The organism is Tessaracoccus sp. SD287, from assembly GCF_017355265.1.
In the GTDB taxonomy this organism is placed as follows: Bacteria; Actinomycetota; Actinomycetes; order Propionibacteriales; family Propionibacteriaceae; genus Aestuariimicrobium.
In genome coordinates, this window is sequence record NZ_JADIJQ010000003.1 from 102,129 (window position 1) to 118,616 (window position 16,488).

Annotated in this window: 14 protein-coding genes; 1 reads left to right on the plus strand and 13 read right to left on the minus strand. The window is 68.6% G+C overall.

The features are described 5' to 3' along the window. Positions 1-2 precede the first annotated feature (2 nt). Together aspS and hisS are read right to left on the minus strand one after the other, a co-directional pair. Positions 3-1,805 (minus strand): aspartate--tRNA ligase, encoded by a 1,803-nt coding sequence (aspS, locus tag IPV09_RS02285; protein WP_207473392.1) that lies wholly within the window; start codon positions 1,803-1,805, stop codon positions 3-5. 89 nt (positions 1,806-1,894) lie between these two features. Beyond that, entirely contained in the window at positions 1,895-3,232 is a 1,338-nt protein-coding gene (gene hisS, locus IPV09_RS02290) for a histidine--tRNA ligase (protein WP_207473393.1), read from the minus strand. Between the two features lie 153 nt (positions 3,233-3,385). On the opposite strand from hisS, the gene IPV09_RS02295 reads away from it, so the two are divergent. Then, a complete protein-coding gene (locus IPV09_RS02295) occupies positions 3,386-4,630 on the plus strand; it encodes a DUF349 domain-containing protein (RefSeq protein WP_207473394.1) in 1,245 nt (414 codons plus the stop codon). An 11-nt stretch (positions 4,631-4,641) separates the two neighbouring features. On the opposite strand, the gene IPV09_RS02300 is transcribed toward IPV09_RS02295, so the two are convergent. The 11 genes from IPV09_RS02300 to IPV09_RS02350 form a co-directional block, all read right to left on the minus strand. Further along, positions 4,642-6,990: a bifunctional (p)ppGpp synthetase/guanosine-3',5'-bis(diphosphate) 3'-pyrophosphohydrolase gene (locus IPV09_RS02300; RefSeq protein ID WP_207473395.1), complete on the minus strand. Its 2,349-nt coding sequence runs from the start codon at positions 6,988-6,990 to the stop codon at positions 4,642-4,644. 67 nt (positions 6,991-7,057) lie between these two features. After that, complete coding sequence (locus IPV09_RS02305; protein WP_207473396.1) at positions 7,058-8,158, minus strand: TrkA family potassium uptake protein; 1,101 nt, start codon at positions 8,156-8,158, stop codon at positions 7,058-7,060. Between the two features lie 5 nt (positions 8,159-8,163). Continuing rightward, complete coding sequence (locus tag IPV09_RS02310) at positions 8,164-8,694, minus strand: adenine phosphoribosyltransferase (RefSeq protein WP_207473398.1); 531 nt, start codon at positions 8,692-8,694, stop codon at positions 8,164-8,166. A gap of 3 nt (positions 8,695-8,697) precedes the next feature. Then, positions 8,698-10,125 carry a protein translocase subunit SecF gene (gene secF / locus IPV09_RS02315; RefSeq protein WP_242681116.1) on the minus strand — a complete coding sequence of 476 codons (1,428 nt, stop codon included), beginning with the start codon at positions 10,123-10,125 and terminating at the stop codon, positions 8,698-8,700. Positions 10,126-10,127: 2 nt separating this feature from the next. Next, complete coding sequence (gene secD / locus IPV09_RS02320; RefSeq protein ID WP_207473400.1) at positions 10,128-11,786, minus strand: protein translocase subunit SecD; 1,659 nt, start codon at positions 11,784-11,786, stop codon at positions 10,128-10,130. Positions 11,787-11,789: 3 nt separating this feature from the next. Further along, positions 11,790-12,185: a preprotein translocase subunit YajC gene (yajC, locus tag IPV09_RS02325; RefSeq protein ID WP_207473402.1), complete on the minus strand. Its 396-nt coding sequence runs from the start codon at positions 12,183-12,185 to the stop codon at positions 11,790-11,792. 131 nt (positions 12,186-12,316) lie between these two features. Next, positions 12,317-13,339, minus strand: coding sequence for a Holliday junction branch migration DNA helicase RuvB (ruvB, locus tag IPV09_RS02330; protein ID WP_207473403.1), 1,023 nt, complete (start codon positions 13,337-13,339; stop codon positions 12,317-12,319). A gap of 9 nt (positions 13,340-13,348) precedes the next feature. Then, on the minus strand, positions 13,349-13,969 hold the full coding sequence (gene ruvA, locus IPV09_RS02335) for a Holliday junction branch migration protein RuvA (protein WP_207473404.1): 621 nt from the start codon (positions 13,967-13,969) through the stop codon (positions 13,349-13,351). A gap of 12 nt (positions 13,970-13,981) precedes the next feature. After that, positions 13,982-14,530, minus strand: coding sequence for a crossover junction endodeoxyribonuclease RuvC (ruvC, locus tag IPV09_RS02340; RefSeq protein ID WP_207473463.1), 549 nt, complete (start codon positions 14,528-14,530; stop codon positions 13,982-13,984). Positions 14,531-14,584: 54 nt separating this feature from the next. Beyond that, positions 14,585-15,355 (minus strand): YebC/PmpR family DNA-binding transcriptional regulator, encoded by a 771-nt coding sequence (locus IPV09_RS02345; protein ID WP_207473405.1) that lies wholly within the window; start codon positions 15,353-15,355, stop codon positions 14,585-14,587. Positions 15,356-15,412: 57 nt separating this feature from the next. After that, a complete protein-coding gene (locus tag IPV09_RS02350) occupies positions 15,413-16,408 on the minus strand; it encodes a GNAT family N-acetyltransferase (protein ID WP_207473406.1) in 996 nt (331 codons plus the stop codon). Positions 16,409-16,488 lie beyond the last annotated feature (80 nt).

The window sequence follows — 16,488 nt, forward strand, 5'->3', positions numbered from 1 at the left end:
GCTCAGGCGTCCTTCTTCTCCGCGTCGGACTTCTTGACCTCGGGCTTGAAGTCCACGCCGGCCTCCTTGCGCTGCTGCGCAGTGATGGGTGCCGGGGCCTGGGTCAGCGGGTCGTAGCCATTGCCCGTCTTGGGGAAGGCGATCACCTCACGGATCGACTCCAGCCCCGCCAACAGCATGACGATGCGGTCCCAGCCAAAGGCAATGCCGCCGTGCGGCGGGGCGCCGAAGGCGAAGGCGTCCAGCAGGAAGCCGAACTTCTCCTGGGCGGTCTCCGCGTCAATGCCCATCACCTTGAACACGCGCTCCTGCACGTCGCGGCGGTGGATACGGATCGAACCGCCGCCGATCTCGTTGCCATTGCAGACCATGTCGTAGGCGTAGGCCAGGGCCTCACCGGGGTTCGTGTCAAAGGTGTCCATGAACTCGGGCTTGGGCGAGGTGAACGCGTGGTGCACGGCCGTCCAGGCACCCTCACCGACGGCCACGTCACCCGAGGCGACGGCCTCGTTGGCGGGCTGGAACAGCGGCGCGTCGACCACCCACAGGAAACTCCAGGCCGACTCATCGATCATGCCGGTGCGCACGGCGATCTCGACCCGGGCAGCGCCCAGCAGTTCCTGGGAAGCGGTGCGGGCACCGGCCGCGAAGAAGATGCAGTCGCCGGGCTGGGCGCCGGTGGCGCTCGCCAGTCCGTCGCGCTCCGCGTCGGTCAGGTTCTTGGCGACCGGACCGCCCAGCTCGCCCTCCGCCGACAGGGTGACATAGGCGAGCCCCTTGGCGCCGCGCTGCTTGGCCCATTCCTGCCAGGCGTCGAACGTGCGGCGCGGCTGGTCGGCGCCACCGGGCATCACGACGGCACCGACGTAGGGGGCCTGGAACACTCGGAAGCCCGTGTCGGCGAAGTACGCCGTCAATTCGGTGATCGGGTTCTCGAAGCGCAGGTCGGGCTTGTCCGAGCCGTACTTGTCCATCGCGTCGGCAAAGGTCATCCGCGGGAACGGGGTCGGCAGGTCGATCCCCTTCAGCGACCAGATCTCCTTGACGATGGCCTCGCCGAGTTCGATCACGTCGTCCTGGTCGACGAAGCTCATCTCGACGTCCAGCTGGGTGAACTCGGGCTGGCGATCGGCGCGGAAGTCCTCGTCGCGGTAGCAGCGAGCGATCTGGTAGTAGCGCTCCATGCCGGCCACCATCAGCAGCTGCTTGAACAGCTGGGGGCTCTGCGGCAGGGCATACCAGGAGCCGGGCGCCAGTCGAGCCGGCACCACGAAGTCGCGGGCACCCTCGGGGGTGGAGCGGGTCAGGGTGGGCGTCTCGATCTCGACGAAGTCGCGCTCACCCAGCACCTTGCGGGCAGCGGCGTTCACCCTGGAACGCAACCGCAGCGCCTCGCCCTGCTGCGGGCGACGCAGGTCCAGGTAGCGGTGGCGCAGCCGCGCCTCCTCACCGACGGTGATCCGCTCGTCGATCTGGAAGGGCAGCGGTGCCGAGGGGTTCAACACCTCCATGCTGGTGATGGCCACCTCGATCTCGCCCGAGGGCAGGTCGGGGTTGGCATTGCCATCGGGGCGCAGTTCGACGACCCCGTCGACCCGCAGGCAGAACTCGTTGCGCAGGTCATGGGCTCCGGACGCCTCAAGCAGTTCGTCACGGATGACGACCTGGCAGATGCCGGACGCGTCGCGCAGGTCGATGAAGGCCACACCACCGTGGTCTCGTCGACGGCCGACCCAGCCGGCCAGGGTGACGCTCTGGCCAACATGCTCGGCGCGCAGCCGTCCGGCTTCATGAGTGCGAATCACGGTATTCCCTTCGTGTGCCCCCGCATAGACGGTGCGGGGAACGGTGTCGTGTGGTGCCCGGCCAGCCTACCGGCTTAGGCGTGGGTGGCTCAGGAGTGGGCGGCGGGCAGCACCCGCAGCCAGTGGTCCTCGGCGGGCGGGGTCCACGAGGCTGCGTCGGCGGCGGACTGCTCACCGGTGCGGATGTCCTTGACCTCGCCGGTCATTCCCCCGAACCAGACGAACGGGATGCCGCGCCGATCGGCCTGGCGAATCTGCTTGCCGAACTTGTCGGGCTTGGACGCCACCTCACAGGGGATGTCGCGGGCCCGCAACGCGGACGCGACCGCGACGGCGGTGGCCCGCTCGGCCTCGTCGTCGACGGCAATGTAGACCGCGCTCGGCACCGACCGTGAGGCCTGCAGGGCATGCTTGGCCAGCAGCGGCACCAGCATCCGGGTGACACCGACGGTGATGCCGACACCGGGGAAGGTCACCTTCCCGTCACTGGCCAGCGAGTCGTAGCGGCCGCCGGCCGAGACCGAGCCCAGCGACTCCCAGCCGACCATCTCGGTTTCGAAGACCGAACCGGTGTAGTAGTCCAGTCCACGGGCAATGCGCAGGTCGGCAACGATGCGCCCCGGGAACCGGGCAGAGACTTGGCTGACCAGTTCGGCGAGCTCGGCGATGCCCTCCTCCAGCAGGTCGTTGCTGACCCCCAGCGCACGGACCTGGTCGGCGAAAGAGGCGTCCGCGGTGGTGATGCCTGCCAGCGCCAGCACGGCGTCGGTCTGCTCTGGGTTCAGGCCCAGGTCGTCGGCCAGCAGCTGCGCGACGCCGGCGCGTCCGATCTTGTCGAGCTTGTCGACGCGCTGGATCACCGCCAGCGGGTCGGCCACGCCGAGTCCGGTGTAGAACCCCTGGGCGAGCTTGCGGTTGTTGGCGTGCATCAGCACCGGCGGCAGGCCCAGTTCGGTGTGCAGTCGTTCCAGCGCCTCCAGCGCCACCAGCACGACCTCCACGTCGTGGTGGGTGGGCAGGGTGTCCTGCCCGACGATGTCGATGTCGGCCTGGCAGAACTCGCGGTAGCGACCCTCCTGGGGACGCTCGCCGCGCCACGCCTTCTGGATCTGGTGGCGACGGAAGGGGAAGACCAGGTGGCCGGAGTTCTCCAGCACGTAGCGGGCGAACGGGACGGTCAGGTCGAAGTGCAGGCCCAGCTCGGCAGCGTCGTCCTCGGCGGCGTGCAACCGCTGAACCGTGTAGACCTCTTTGGTGATCTCGCCCTTGCGCGAGAGCTGGTCGAGCGGCTCCACGGCGCGGGTCTCGATCCGGCCGAAGCCGTGCAGGGCAAAGGTGTGGCGCAAGCTGTCCTGGACGGCCTGCTCGACGGCCGAGGCTGCGGGCAGGAATTCGGGGAACCCTGACAAGGGCTTGGGACGTGCCACGAACAATCCTCACGATTCGATGACGATGCTTGACGCCGAGGGGCGCCTGACCGGGCCACTCTACCGGTCGTTCACTTGCCCGTTCGATGTGGATTCGGTCCGTGTCCTCACCCGGGTGTGCCGTGAACGGTCAGGATCGGGCAAGATATGCCCATGAGCGAAACGACACGTCCCCATGACTTCGGTCGGGTGGACCCGGATGGAACCGTCTACGTCACCACCGCAGAGGGGGAACGCAGCGTGGGGCAGGTGCCCGACGTCGACCCCAGCGAGGCGCTGGAGTTCTACGTCCGGCGATACCGCTCCCTGGAGACCGAGGTCGACCTGCTGACGGCGCGCGTGGGTTCGGGTGCCGTCAATCCCGACGAGGCACGACGTTCCATCAAGACGCTGCGTGAGCACATCACCGAGGCGAACGCGGTCGGCGACCTGCCCGCGCTGTTGGCGAAGCTGGACGCCCTGGAGCCGACCCTGGCCGCGGCCAACGAGCAGCGCAAGGCCGAGAAGGCCGCCGCCCAGGCGCGCACCAAGGACGCCAAGGAGGCCATGGTCGCCGAGGCCGAGAAGCTGTCCCAGGGCAATGACTGGCGTGGCGGGGTGAACCGTTTCCGGGCGCTGCTCGACGAGTGGAAGGCGCTGCCGCGCATCGACCGTGCCACCGACGACGAGCTGTGGCACCGGTTCAGCTCGGCCCGCACCACCTACACCCGTCGTCGCAAGGCCCAGTTCGCCGAGCAGAACGAGACCCGCGCTGCCGCCCAGACGAAGAAGGAAGCCATCATCGAGGAGGCCAGGGCGCTGGCCGACTCCACCGACTGGGGCCCGACCTCGGGTGCCTTCCGCGACCTGATGACACGCTGGAAGGCGGCCGGTGCCGCCCCGCGCGCCGTCGAGGACAAGCTGTGGACCGAGTTCCGCAGCATCCAGGACACCTTCTTCAGCGCCCGCACGGCCGCGCAGTCCGAGCAGGACGCCGAGTTCCAGGGCAACCTGACCGCCAAGCTGGCGCTGCTCGACGAGGCCGAGGCGACCATTCTTCCGGTCACCGACCTGCAGACGGCCCGCGCCGCCTTCCGCGACTTCCTGGCGAAGTTCAACGAACTGGGCAAGGTCCCCCGCGACTCCATCCGCAGCGTGGACGACCGCGTCCGCACCATCGAGCGGGCCGTCAAGGACGCCGAGGATGCCGAGTGGAAGCGCACCGACCCCGAGGCGCGGGAACGGGCCCAGGACACGGTGGACATGTTCACCGCGCAGATCGAGAAGCTCGAGAAGCAGGCTGCCGAGGCGGAGGCCGCGGGTCACCAGAAGAAGCTGCGTGAGGCGCGCAACTCCATCGCTGCCTGCCAGGCGTGGCTCGACCAGGCCAAGGCGACCCTGGCGGAGTTCAGCGCCTGAGCCGCCCGGGCCTACTGGCCCACCCGGTAGACGTCGTAGATGCCGGGAATGCGCTTGAGCAGCGCCACCACGTGTTCGAGGTGGCGCGGGTCGGCGGCCTCAAAGGTCAGCTTGATCTTGAAGGTCTGGTCACGGGTCGCGGCCATGGAGACCGAGACGATGTTGATGTGCTGCTCGGCGAGCAGCCTGGTCACGTCCGAGAGCATGCCGGCGCGGTCGAGTCCCTCGACCTGGATGCCGACCAGGAACGACTGGCTCTTGCCCACCGCCCAGGCCACGTCGACGATGCGCTCGGGCTGCATCAGCAGGTTTGAGACGTTGGTGCAGTCACGACGATGCACCGAGACACCCTCACCGCGGGTGACGAACCCGACGATCGTGTCCCCCGGCAGCGGCGTGCAGCACTTGGCCAGCTTGACCCACACCGAGCTGTCGCCGGCGACCTCGATGCCGACGTCATTGGAGGGACGACGATGACGCCGCGAGCTGATCGACTCCTCCTCGAAGGACTCCGCGGCGGTCTCCTCGACTCCCCCACCCAGTTCGATGAGTCGGTCCACGACGTGCTGCGCCCCAATGGTGCCCTCACCGACGGCGGCGTACAGCGCCTCGATGCCCGCCACCTTGAGGTCCTCGGCGACCGCCGCCAGGTACTCGGCGGTCAGCAGGTGCTTCAGCGGCATGTTCGAGCGCCGCAGCCGACGGGCGATCAGGTCCTTGCCCTGGTCGATCGACTCCTCGCGACGCTCCTTGGTGAAGTGGTGCCTGATCTTCGACTTCGCCCGCGGGCTCTGGACGAAGCTCAACCAGTCGCGGGACGGGCCGGCGTCGGGCGCCTTGGAGGTCAACACCTCCACGACGTCCCCGTTGTCAAGGATCGAGTCGAGGCTCACCAGTCGCTGGTTCACCCGCGCGCCAATGGTCCGGTTGCCCACCTCGGTGTGCACGGCGTAGGCGAAGTCGACGGGGGTGGAGTTGACCGGCAGGGCCATCACGTCCCCCTTGGGCGTGAAGACGTAGACCTCGGCCGAGTTGATCTCGAAACGCAGCGAGTCCAGGAACTCACCGGGGTCGTCGGTCTCGTGCGACCACTGGTTGAGGGCGTGGACCCACGACAGTTCGGTGTGCTCGACCGGACGGCTGCCCTGCTTGTACTTCCAGTGGGCGGCGACGCCGAACTCGGCGCGGCGGTGCATGTCGTGGGTACGGATCTGCAGTTCGATGGGCTTCTGGTCTGGCCCCAGCACGGTCGTGTGCAGGGACTGGTACATGTTGAACTTCGGCAGCGCGATGTAGTCCTTGAACCTGCCCGGCAGCGGGCTCCACCGCTCGTGCATGACGCCCAGCACCTGGTAGCACTCGGCCGGGGTCTGGACCAGGATGCGGATGCCGACCAGGTCGTAGATGTCGCCGAACTCTCGTCCCCGCACGACCATCTTCTGGTAGATCGAATAGTAGTGCTTGAGTCGCCCGTAGACGGTCGCCTTCACCCCTGCGTCCTTGAGGTCGGACTGGATCTGGCCGATCACCTGGCGCAGTTGCTGGTCGCGCTTGGGCGCCTGGTCGGCGACCAGGTGGACGATCTCGTCATAGATCTTGGGCTGCATCGTCGAGAAGGCGAGGTCCTCGAGTTCCCACTTGACGGTGTTCATGCCCAGCCGGTGGGCCAGCGGTGCGAAGATTTCGAGGGTCTCGCGGGCAATGCGGTTCTGCTTGTCAGGACGCAGGAAGCTGAGGGTGCGCATGTTGTGCAGGCGGTCTGCGAGCTTGATCACCAGCACCCGGATGTCGCGGCTCATCGCGATCACCATCTTGCGCAGCGTCTCGGCCTTCGCCGAGTCGCCATAGGTGACCTTGTCCAGCTTGGTCACCCCGTCGACCAGTGCCGCGACCTCTTCACCGAAGTCGGCCGTCAGCTGCTCCATCGTGTAGCTGGTGTCCTCGACGGTGTCGTGCAACAGTGCCGCGCACAGCGTCGGCTCGGTCATGCCGAGTTCGGCCAGGATCAGGGTCACCGCCAGCGGGTGGGTGATGTAGGGGTCGCCCGACTTGCGCAACTGGCCGCGGTGGTAGTGCTCGGCGGTGCGGTAGGCACGTTCGACGATCGTCAGGTCGGCCTTGGGATGGTTGGTCCGGATGACGTTGAACAGCGGGTCAAGGACGGCAGACTGGGGGGACTTCACCGCCCCGATCCGGGCCAGGCGCTGGCGCATTCGCAGCCGGGGCTGCTCGGGACTGGCCGTGAACCGGGGGGCGGGGCTGGCCGCGGGACGCTCCCCGGGCGGCGGTGCCGGGGGGCTCTGCGGCGAGGTGCCCAGCTGCGAGGTGATGGGCACGTCGGAGGCCTGGTGAGTACTCATGAGGTCCTCCTGTCTGCGGCGGCGACGTCATGGATTGACGCGACCCGATTGTCAAGTCTAACCAGAACTAGAAATCATCGCCCTTGCTGATCACCGGCTGCTGGACGCCACTGGAGGCGCGCCGCACGATCACCAGCCGGTCACCGGCCTGCAGGGTGCTCACGGTGGAGTCGAAGTAGCGCCGCAGGGTGTCATTGCGGACCACCGCCAGCACCCGCTCCCCCTGGATCTGCTGCGGGCTCAGTCCGACCTCGTCGGCGGTGATCTGGCGCTCGAGGACCTCCAGGCCCTCACCGCTGGACAGGAGGTCCTCCATTACCGCCCCGACGTGCGGGTTCACGCTGGACAGCCCCATCAGGCGGCCCACGGCGTCCGAACTGGTCACGACCTGGTCGGCGCCCGACTGGCGCAGCAGCGGCACGTTGTCCTGTTCACGCACCGCCACCACGATGCGGGCCCGCGGGTTGAGCTGGCGCACCGTCAGCACGGTGAGGATGGCAGTGGCGTCCCGGTCGAGGGTGATGATGACTTCGCGCGCCTTGGTGATCTCGGCTCGGCGCAGCAGGTCACGTTCGGTGGCATCACCCAGGAAGGCGGCCAGGCTGTCGTGGTTGGCGGAGGTCACCGCACTGGCATCGTCGTCGATCACCACGATCTTGTCGGTGCTGATGCCGTGGCGCAGCAGGGTGGCGACGGCGCTGCGTCCCTTGGTGCCGTAGCCGATGACGACGGTGTGGTTGCGCATGGTCTTCCTCCAGGCAGAGTCGCGCATGCCGCGTCGGCCCTCGTTGGCGAGCACTTCCAGGGTGGTGCCGACCAACAGCACCAGGAAGGCGATGCGCAGCGGGGTGACCAGCACGGCATTGATCAGGCGGGCGTGGGGGGCCAGCGGGGTGATGTCGCCGTACCCGGTGGTGGTGACGGTCACCGTGGAGTAGTACAGGGCGTCGATGAAGCTGACCCCGTCGCCGGCCACGTTGTCCACGTAGGAGCCGCGGTCGAACCAGATGATCATGGTGGAGGCGACCAACAGCAGCATGGCCATCACGATCCGGCGCAGCAGCTCCCTCACGGGGCTGCGCCCCTGCCGCTGCGGCAGGCTCACCAGCGCCACGTCACGCCAGCTGCGTGGCGCCTCGGCCCCGTCGCGGGACGACTTGCGGGCCATCGGAATCAGACGGTCAGGACGGGGCTGCAGGTGTCGATGCCGTCGGCCAACAGCCGTTCACGCCCGCCGAGGAAGCCAAGCTCCAGGACGACGCCGACGTGGACGAGTTCCGCGCCCAGTTGGCGCAGCAGCCGGGCGGTGGCGCTGATCGTGCCGCCAGTGGCCAGCACGTCGTCGATGACCATGACCCGCGAGCCCGGCTTGATGGCGTCGCGGTGCACGTTCAGGGTCTCCTCGCCGTACTCGAGGGCAAAGGACTCCTCGAAGACGGCCCGGGGCAGCTTGCCGGGCTTGCGCACCGGCACGAAGCCAGCGTGCAGGCGCAACGCCACGGGCGCGGCGAAGATGAATCCGCGCGCCTCCATGCCGACCACCACGTCGATGCGCTCCGGGGCATCCTCCACGAGCGCAGCGATGGTCGCCTCGAAACCCTCTGGCGAGGCCAGCAGCGGGGTGATGTCCTTGAAGGTCACGCCGGGCTTGGGGAAGTCCTCGACGTCGTGGATCAGCGACTTGATCAGTTCGAGATTGGACATGGCTCAGTTCTTTCGTCGTCCACGCGGCTGGCGACGCGGCTGCTGCCGGGTCGGTGCCGCGTCGTCATCAGCGGCGGGCAGGTCGTCGGGGTCGGGGTCGGCGACCTCGACACCCTCAAGCTCCCAGGGATTGTCACCGACCTGGTTGACGACCACCTCGGGGGTGCTGCTCGTCGCCCGGAGGGAGCGCTCGTCCGAGGCGACCGACTCGGCCGCCTCGGTGACGCTGTCCATCGAGCCGCGGGCATGCCGGGCGGTACGCCGACCGAGCTTGGCGCGGTGGGCCACCATCTCGGCGTCGCGCTCGCGCAGCTGGGCCAGCAGCGGGGCAGCGATGAACACCGAGGAGTAGGCGCCGGCGATCATGCCGACGAACAGGGCCAGACCGAGGTCCTCCAGCGGCCCGGGGCCCATGAAGAAGGTGGCCGCCACCAGGATGGCCGCCACCGGCAGGACGCCAATGACGGTGGTGTTGATGGAGCGCACCAGCACCTGGTTGATGGCCAGGTTCGCCTGTTCGGCGTAGGTGTGCGTCTGCCGGGTGATGTCCTTGACGTTCTCGCGGACCTTGTCGAAGACCACCACGGTGTCGTACAGCGAGTAGCCGAGGATGGTCAGCACACCGATCAGCGTGGACGGGCTGACGGTGAAGCCCAGCAACGCGAAGACGCCAATGGTCAGCAGCAGGTCGTGCACCAGCGCCACCAGCGCCGCCACCGACATCTTCCAGTCGCGGAAATAGGCCCAGATCATCAGTCCGACGAGGACGATGAAGACGACCAGGGCCTGGATGCCCTTCTCGGTGATCTGCTGGCCCCAGGAGGCACCGACGGTCGAGTAGGCAATCTCGTCGGTGGACACGCCCACGTGCTCGGCCAGGGCGGTGCGCACGGTGGTCACCTCTTCGGGTGTCATCGTGCGGGCCTGGACGCGCGCGGTGTGGTCCCCGATCGTGACCACCGAGGTGCCGTCGAGTTCACCGATTCCGGTCTGTTCGACCACCGAACCGATCTCGTTGGGGATGCCGTCGTTGACCGCGACCGGCACGGTGAAGACCGTGCCGCCCTTGAACTCGATGCCCAGGTTCAGTCCGCGGATGCCCAGGGACAGGAAGCAGATCAGCAGGATGACACCGCTGATGAGGTACCACTTCCTGCGGTTGCCCATGAAGTCGTAGGACGTCTGGCCGGTGTAGAGCCGGTGGGCCAGGCTGTGCCTGGCCGGCACCTGGTCGTGGCGAGGGATCGTGGTCGAGGATGCGGTCTCGTCCATGCCCGCGGTCTCGAGCGAGGAGTCCTCGACGGCGGCGGCGGCCTTGGAACGCGCCGCGGCCTTGGCCGAGGTGCGCCGACGGGTGCCGGTGGTGGCCTCGCGCAGGGCGCTGGTCTCGGGCTTGCGCGCGGGCCGGTTGGAGTTGCTGCGGGCCATCATGCTCAGGCCTCCTTCGCGGTCATCTTGCGGCGGCGGCCCATCAGGGAGGCGCGGCTGACGCCCATCTGGCGGGGTGACAGACCGGAGAACGGTCCGCCCTGTCCGAAGTACTTGGTGCGGCCCAGCAGGCTCATCAGCGGCTTGGTGAAGAAGAAGACGATCAGCACGTCGATGACGGTGGTCACGCCCAGGGTGAAGGCGAAGCCCCGCACTGAGCCGACGGCCAGGACGAACAGCACCACGGCCGACAGCAGCGAGACCATGTCGGAGATCAGGACGGTGTTGCGGGCCTTGCGCCAGCCGGTCTCGATGGCCGACTTCAACGACCTGCCCTCGCGCACCTCGTCCCTGATTCTCTCGAAGTAGATGATGAAGGAGTCGGCCGTGACGCCGATCGCCAGGATGGCACCGGCCAGACCGGGCAGGTTCAGCGCGAAGCCCACGGCCTCACCGAGCAGGACGATGACGGGGTAGGAGATGGCCACGGCCATCGCCAGCGAACTGATCACGATGATCGACAGGGCGCGGTAGTAGAACATCGAGTAGACGATCACCAGGATCAGGCCGATGATGCCGGCGATGATCGCGCCGCGCAGCTGCTCCCCGCCGAGGCTGGCCGAGACGTTGTCGACGCTGGAGATCTCAAAGGCCAGCGGCAGGGCGCCGTACTTCAGGACGTTGGCCAGTTCCCCGGCGCTCTTCTCGTTGAAGCTGCCGCTGATCTCGGCGCTGCCGCCGGGGATGGGGGTGGTGACCGAGGGTGCCGAGATGACCCGGCCGTCCAGCACGATGGCGAACTGGTTCATCGGGGGGGTCTGGCTGCTGAGGTAGGTGGTGTTGGCGGTGAAGGCCTGGGCGCCGGCGCTGTCGAACTGGAGCGTGACCACCCAGTTGAACTGCCCCTGGGGGACGCCGGAGCCGGCGTCGTCGACATTCTCACCGGCGATGACCTCGGGGCCCAGCAGGTACTTGTTGCCGCCCTCGTCACAGGCGAAGAACGGCTCGCTGGACACCAGCGGGAACTCATCGACGCACTTGAACGCCTGGAAGTCGGCGGTGTCCTCGGCGCTCGGCTGCCACTCGATGGCCTGCTGGTAGGTCAGCGGGGTCGTCGGTTCGGTGGTGGCCCGGGGAGTTGCCTCCGGCGGCGGGCTGGTCGGCAACCCCGGCGGGCCACCGGTGACCACCGCGGTGGGCAGACCGGGCGGAGGTGAGGCGGGGGCGCTGCTCGTCGACGTCGGGGTGGCCCCCGGGGTGCTGGCCGTCGGCAGCGGCCCACCCGCGTCGACCTGGTAGACGTTGCGGAAGGACAGCTTCGCGGTCTGGCCGACCAGACGGATCAGCTCGTCGCGCTGCATGTTGGGCACGCTGACCACGATGTTGCGGTCGCCCTGGGTGGTCACCTCGGCCTCGCCCACGCCCAGCCCGTCGACGCGCTGCTGGATGATGTTGCGGGCCTGCTCGAGGCTGGCCGCCGAGACGCTTCCCTGCCCGGAGGTGTTGGAGGCGGTCAACGTGATGGTGGTGCCGCCACGCAGGTCCAGGCCCAGTCGGGGCGTCCAGACCTTGGCCGCGGCCATCATCCCGTACAACGACGCCACGAGGATGAGGAAGACGACCAGGTTCAACCCCGGTCGGTACCGCCTGGGGGACGCGGCCACGGGTCAGCTCCCCTTGTTCTGGTCAGTGCCGTCGGGCTGCTCGAGGGCAGGCTGGTCGAGTGCGGGCTGCTCGAGGGGAAGGTCCTCCACGATGACGGGCTCCTCGACGAGGGGGGCGTCGTCGTACTCGAACTCCTCGTCCTCGGGCTTCAGGACCCCGCTGATGGCCTGCTTGAGCACCGTCACCTCGACCCCGGGGCCGAGTTCGACGATGGCCTGGCGCTCGCCGAGGTGCTTGATGGTCCCGAAGATGCCGGAGCTCAGCTGCACCCGCGACCCCACCTCGAGGCTGTTCCGCAGCTCCGTCTGCGCCGCGACCTGCTTGCGCATCGGGCGGATCATGAGGAAGTAGAAGAACAGAATGACAGCGAGGACCAGAAGGATCGTATCGAGTGGCATGCGTGCAGGCTCCTGTGCAGGGTCCCCGAAGGGGTCCCCACTCTGACTTGATGGGACCAGCCAAGACTAGCGAGTGCGGGTGTAACTCCTCGAACGCGACATCTGCTGGGCGTTGACCAAACGAGCCAAGACTAGCCGAACAAGTCGGGTCCATCGGGACGCGGCGGGGTCAGGCCCAGGTGCCGCCACGCCGCCGGTGTGGCCACCCGCCCCCGGGGGGTCCGCATCAGGAACCCCAACCGGACCAGGAAGGGTTCGGCCACCTCCTCCACGGTCTCGGTCTCCTCGGCGACGCTGATGGCCAGGGTCGACAACCCGACCGGTCCGCCACCGAACTTGGTGCACAGGGCGTGCAGCACGGCCCGGTCGAGCCGGTCCAGGCCGAGTGGGTCGACCTCGTAGAGTTCCAGGGCCGCCTGGACGATGGGCAGCGTCACGTGCCCGGTGGCGCGCACCTGGGCAAAGTCCCGCACGCGCCGCAGCAGCCGGTTGGCGATTCGAGGAGTGCCGCGTGACCGGGAGGCCACCTCGGCGCCGGCGTCAACGTCCAGCTGGACGTTGAGCAGCTGGGCCGAGCGGGTGATGATGCCGTGCAGGGCGTCGGCGTCGTAGTAGTCCAGGGTGGCGGTGAATCCGAACCGGTCACGCAGCGGGCTGGGCAGCATGCCTGCCCGGGTGGTGGCCCCGACCAGGGTGAACGCGGGCAGGTCGATCGGGATGGCCGTGGCCCCGGGCCCCTTCCCGACGACGACGTCGACGCGGAAGTCCTCCATGGCCATGTACAGCATTTCCTCGGCGGGTCGCGACATGCGGTGGATCTCGTCGAGGAAGAACACCTCGCCCTCGACCAGCCCGGACAGGATCGCGGCCAGGTCCCCGGCATGCTGGATGGCCGGCCCCGAGGACATCCGCAGCGGCGCCCCGACCTCGGCGGCGATGATCATGGCCAGGGTGGTCTTGCCGAGCCCTGGGGGCCCGCTGAGCAGCACGTGGTCGGGTGAGGTGCCGCGGTGACGGGCAGCGTCCAGGACCAGACCCAGCTGGTCACTCACCCGCTGCTGGCCGGCGAACTCGGCGAGCCGGGACGGACGCAGCGCCTGCTCGGCGGCCCGCTCCTCGGGTTCGAGTTCGGGGTCCAGGGGGGAATGGCTCATGGGGCGAAACTATCGTCCGCCGCCACGGGCCAGCGACTGCAGCGCCGCGCGCATCAGCACCGCCACCGAGACGTTCGGGTCGTCGGCGGTCAGCGGAGCCACCCGTTCGCAGGCGGCGTCGGCGTCCTTGGCCGACCACCCCAGCCCCTGCAGACCGGCCGAGACCTGGTCGCGCCACTGTTCGTCGGTGGCACCGGCCGGGCGCGGAATGGACGTGGGGCTGACGGCCAGGCGGGCCACCTTGTCCTTGAGTTCGATGATGATCTTCTGGGCACCCTTGGGCCCCAGCCCGGGCACCGAGGTCAGCCGCTTCACGTCGCCGGCGGTGATGGCCGCGACCAGGTCACCGGGGGTCAGCACCGAGACGATGGCCAGCGCCAGTTTGGGCCCCACCCCTGAGGCGGTCTGCACCAGTTCGAAGGCGTCGCGCTCGTCCTCGCCCTGGAACCCGTACAGGGTCATCGAGTCCTCGCGGGTGACCAGGGTCGTCGACAGGGCGCAGTCCTGGCCGATGCGCGCCCCGGCGGCGGTCGCCGGGGTGCACCACGCCTTCAACCCGAGCCCCCCGGCCTGGACGACGACCCAGTTCGGTCCGGCTGCCACGGCGGTGCCACTGAGGCGGTCAATCATGGTGGCGAGCGGTCATCGGCGGCCTCCTGGGGCACGGGTCGGGTACTTGGCGGGTCGGGCGGCCGCAGCGGCCGACAGTTCGGCGTAGCGGTTGGTGGCGGTGCCACGCCAGATGTGGGTGATGGCCAGCGCGACGGCGTCGGCCGCGTCGGCCGGGCTGGGTGGGGCGTCCAGTCGGCACAGCCGTGCCACCATGGCGCCCACCTGGGCCTTGTCGGCCCGGCCGGTGCCGGTGATGGCCGCCTTCACCTCGCTGGGCGTGTGGGTCACCACGGGGATGCCGTGCCGCGCGGCCACCAGCATGGCGATGCCGGCCGCCTGGGTGGTCCCGGTGACCGAGTGCAGGTTCTGCTGGGCGAAGACACGTTCGACGGCGACGGCCTGGGGCCGCATCCTGGTGATCCACTCGTCCAGACCCTGTTCGATGCGCAGCAGGCGCAGGGCGTGGTCGAGGTCTGCCGGAGTACGGATCACCCCGCAGTCGATGAAGACGGGACGACGCCCCACCGTGCCCTCCACCACGCCGACACCGCAGCGGGTCAGGCCCGGGTCAACTCCCAGGACACGCATCGATCCACACCCCCAGAAACGAACATTCGTTCGGATCCTACCCGATCAGTCCTCGTCGAGCTGGGAGGCGATCTCGTCGGGGATGTCGACGTTGGTGAACACGTTCTGGACGTCGTCGGAGTCCTCGAGGGCATCGATGACCCGGAACAGCTTGTGGGCATCCTCGACCGAGCTCACCGGCTGGTCGAAGTCGGCGCGGAACTCGACCTCGGCCGAGTCGTAGTCGAGACCCGCTGCCTGCACGGCCTGGCGCACCGCGACCACCTGGGCGGGATCGCAGACGATCTCGAAGGACTCCCCCAGGTCCACCACGTCCTCGGGTTCGGCCTCGATGGTCGCCTCCAGCACGTCGTCCTCGGTGAGCTGGCGTCCGTCCTGCTGCTTGTCGACGACCACGACGCCCTTGCGGGCGAAGATCCGCTGCACCGAGCCGCCGTCGGCCATGGTGGCGCCGTTGCGGGTGACCGCGACCCGGACGTCGGAGATGGCCCGGTTGCGGTTGTCGGTGAGGCACTCGATCAGAATGGCGATGCCGGCCGGGCCGTAGGCCTCGTACATGACGGTGTCGTAGTTGGCGGCCTCGCCGTCGGCACCCGACCCGCGCTTGACGGCGCGGTCAATGTTGTCGTTGGGTACCGAACTCTTCTTCGCCTTCTGGATGGCGTCGTACAGGGTCGGGTTGCCCGCGGGGTCACCGCCGCCGATGCGCGCGGCGACTTCGACGTTCTTGACGAGCTTGGCAAACAGCTTGCCGCGCTTGGCGTCGATGACGGCCTTCTTGTGCTTGGTCGTGGCCCATTTGGAGTGACCTGCCATGGGGGCGCCCCTTTCACGCTGCGCACACCCGGACGCGGGTGTGTCCAGCGGACCACTCTAGCCCCGTCGCAGGCCCATCAGCACCAAGCGCTCCGAGCTCTGGTAGCCGAGGTCACTGAACAGGTGGTAGGCCGCCTCTGCCCGGTCGGCGTCGACACCCAGGCCGGCACCCGTGAGACCGGCGTCGGCGAAGCTTCGCAGGGAGGCGGTCAGCAGCGCCCGGGCCACGCCCCGTCCGCGCCATTCCGGCACCGTGCCCAGGAACTCGGTCCAGCCCTCGCTGTAGCCCTCGTCGGCCCAGTCGCTGGGGTGGCCCGAGCTGATGGCGTAGCCCGCGACCTGTCCGTCGGCCAGGGCGACCCACGACCAGGACTGCTTGATCGTGTTGACCGCCAGGATGTGGTCCCAGACGCTGCGCGAGACCCGCTGGGCACCGGTGACGGTGGCAAAGGCCCGGTTGTGGGCGGTGCGGACCGCCTCGCTGAGGGACTCGTCGAACCCGACCAGGTCGATGCCCTCGGGGACGACGAGCGGCAGGTCATGAGGGGGCACCTCGTCGAAGGACACCTTCATGTCGCTGAACCAGCGTTCGGCCACGAAGCCGGCGGCGGCCATCTGGGTCGTCCGCAACGTGAGCTTCTCGTCGATGTGGGCACCCATCCACAGCGGGTCGGTGCTGCCGGACTCCCGCAGGCCCTCCCACCAGGCCATCCCCTGGTCGCGCAACCACGTGGTGATCCCCACACCAATTCCCTGGTGACGCCAGGCCGGATGGATGGCCCAGTCGACCCAGTAGCGCACCTCGCCCTCACCCATGCGCGGGTGGCCCCACGCGTAGGCCACCACCGAGCCCGTCTTGTCGCGGCCCACGGCACCGTTGCGTTCGGGGTCGGCGCCGGGGGCCGAGAAGAGGTCGCGCATGTGCTGCAGGTCGGCCCGTTCGATGGGGTCGTCGACGTAGTCGGTGGCCTCCCTCAGGTCGGCCAGCGCGGGCAGGTCGGCCTCGGTCAGCCAGCTCCACTGCAGTCGCGGTTCCACGTCAGGTTCAGTCATGTCAATTCAGTTCCCAGCAGATGAGGTCGAGGGATCGACGTTGATCCCTCGACCATGACCGCACCCTATCGGAACCGGTT

Bases quoted from the DNA above. Each gene is read 5' to 3' on its own strand.
- IPV09_RS02295 (WP_207473394.1), top strand. From the start codon at position 3,386: ATGAGCGAAACGACACGTCCCCATGACTTCGGTCGGGTGGACCCGGAT.
- IPV09_RS02300 (WP_207473395.1), bottom strand. From the start codon at position 6,990: ATGAGTACTCACCAGGCCTCCGACGTGCCCATCACCTCGCAGCTGGGC.
- IPV09_RS02305 (WP_207473396.1), bottom strand. From the start codon at position 8,158: ATGGCCCGCAAGTCGTCCCGCGACGGGGCCGAGGCGCCACGCAGCTGG.
- IPV09_RS02310 (WP_207473398.1), bottom strand. From the start codon at position 8,694: ATGTCCAATCTCGAACTGATCAAGTCGCTGATCCACGACGTCGAGGAC.
- secF (WP_242681116.1), bottom strand. From the start codon at position 10,125: ATGATGGCCCGCAGCAACTCCAACCGGCCCGCGCGCAAGCCCGAGACC.
- yajC (WP_207473402.1), bottom strand. From the start codon at position 12,185: ATGCCACTCGATACGATCCTTCTGGTCCTCGCTGTCATTCTGTTCTTC.
- ruvB (WP_207473403.1), bottom strand. From the start codon at position 13,339: ATGAGCCATTCCCCCCTGGACCCCGAACTCGAACCCGAGGAGCGGGCC.
- ruvA (WP_207473404.1), bottom strand. From the start codon at position 13,969: ATGATTGACCGCCTCAGTGGCACCGCCGTGGCAGCCGGACCGAACTGG.
- IPV09_RS02345 (WP_207473405.1), bottom strand. From the start codon at position 15,355: ATGGCAGGTCACTCCAAATGGGCCACGACCAAGCACAAGAAGGCCGTC.
- IPV09_RS02350 (WP_207473406.1), bottom strand. From the start codon at position 16,408: ATGACTGAACCTGACGTGGAACCGCGACTGCAGTGGAGCTGGCTGACC.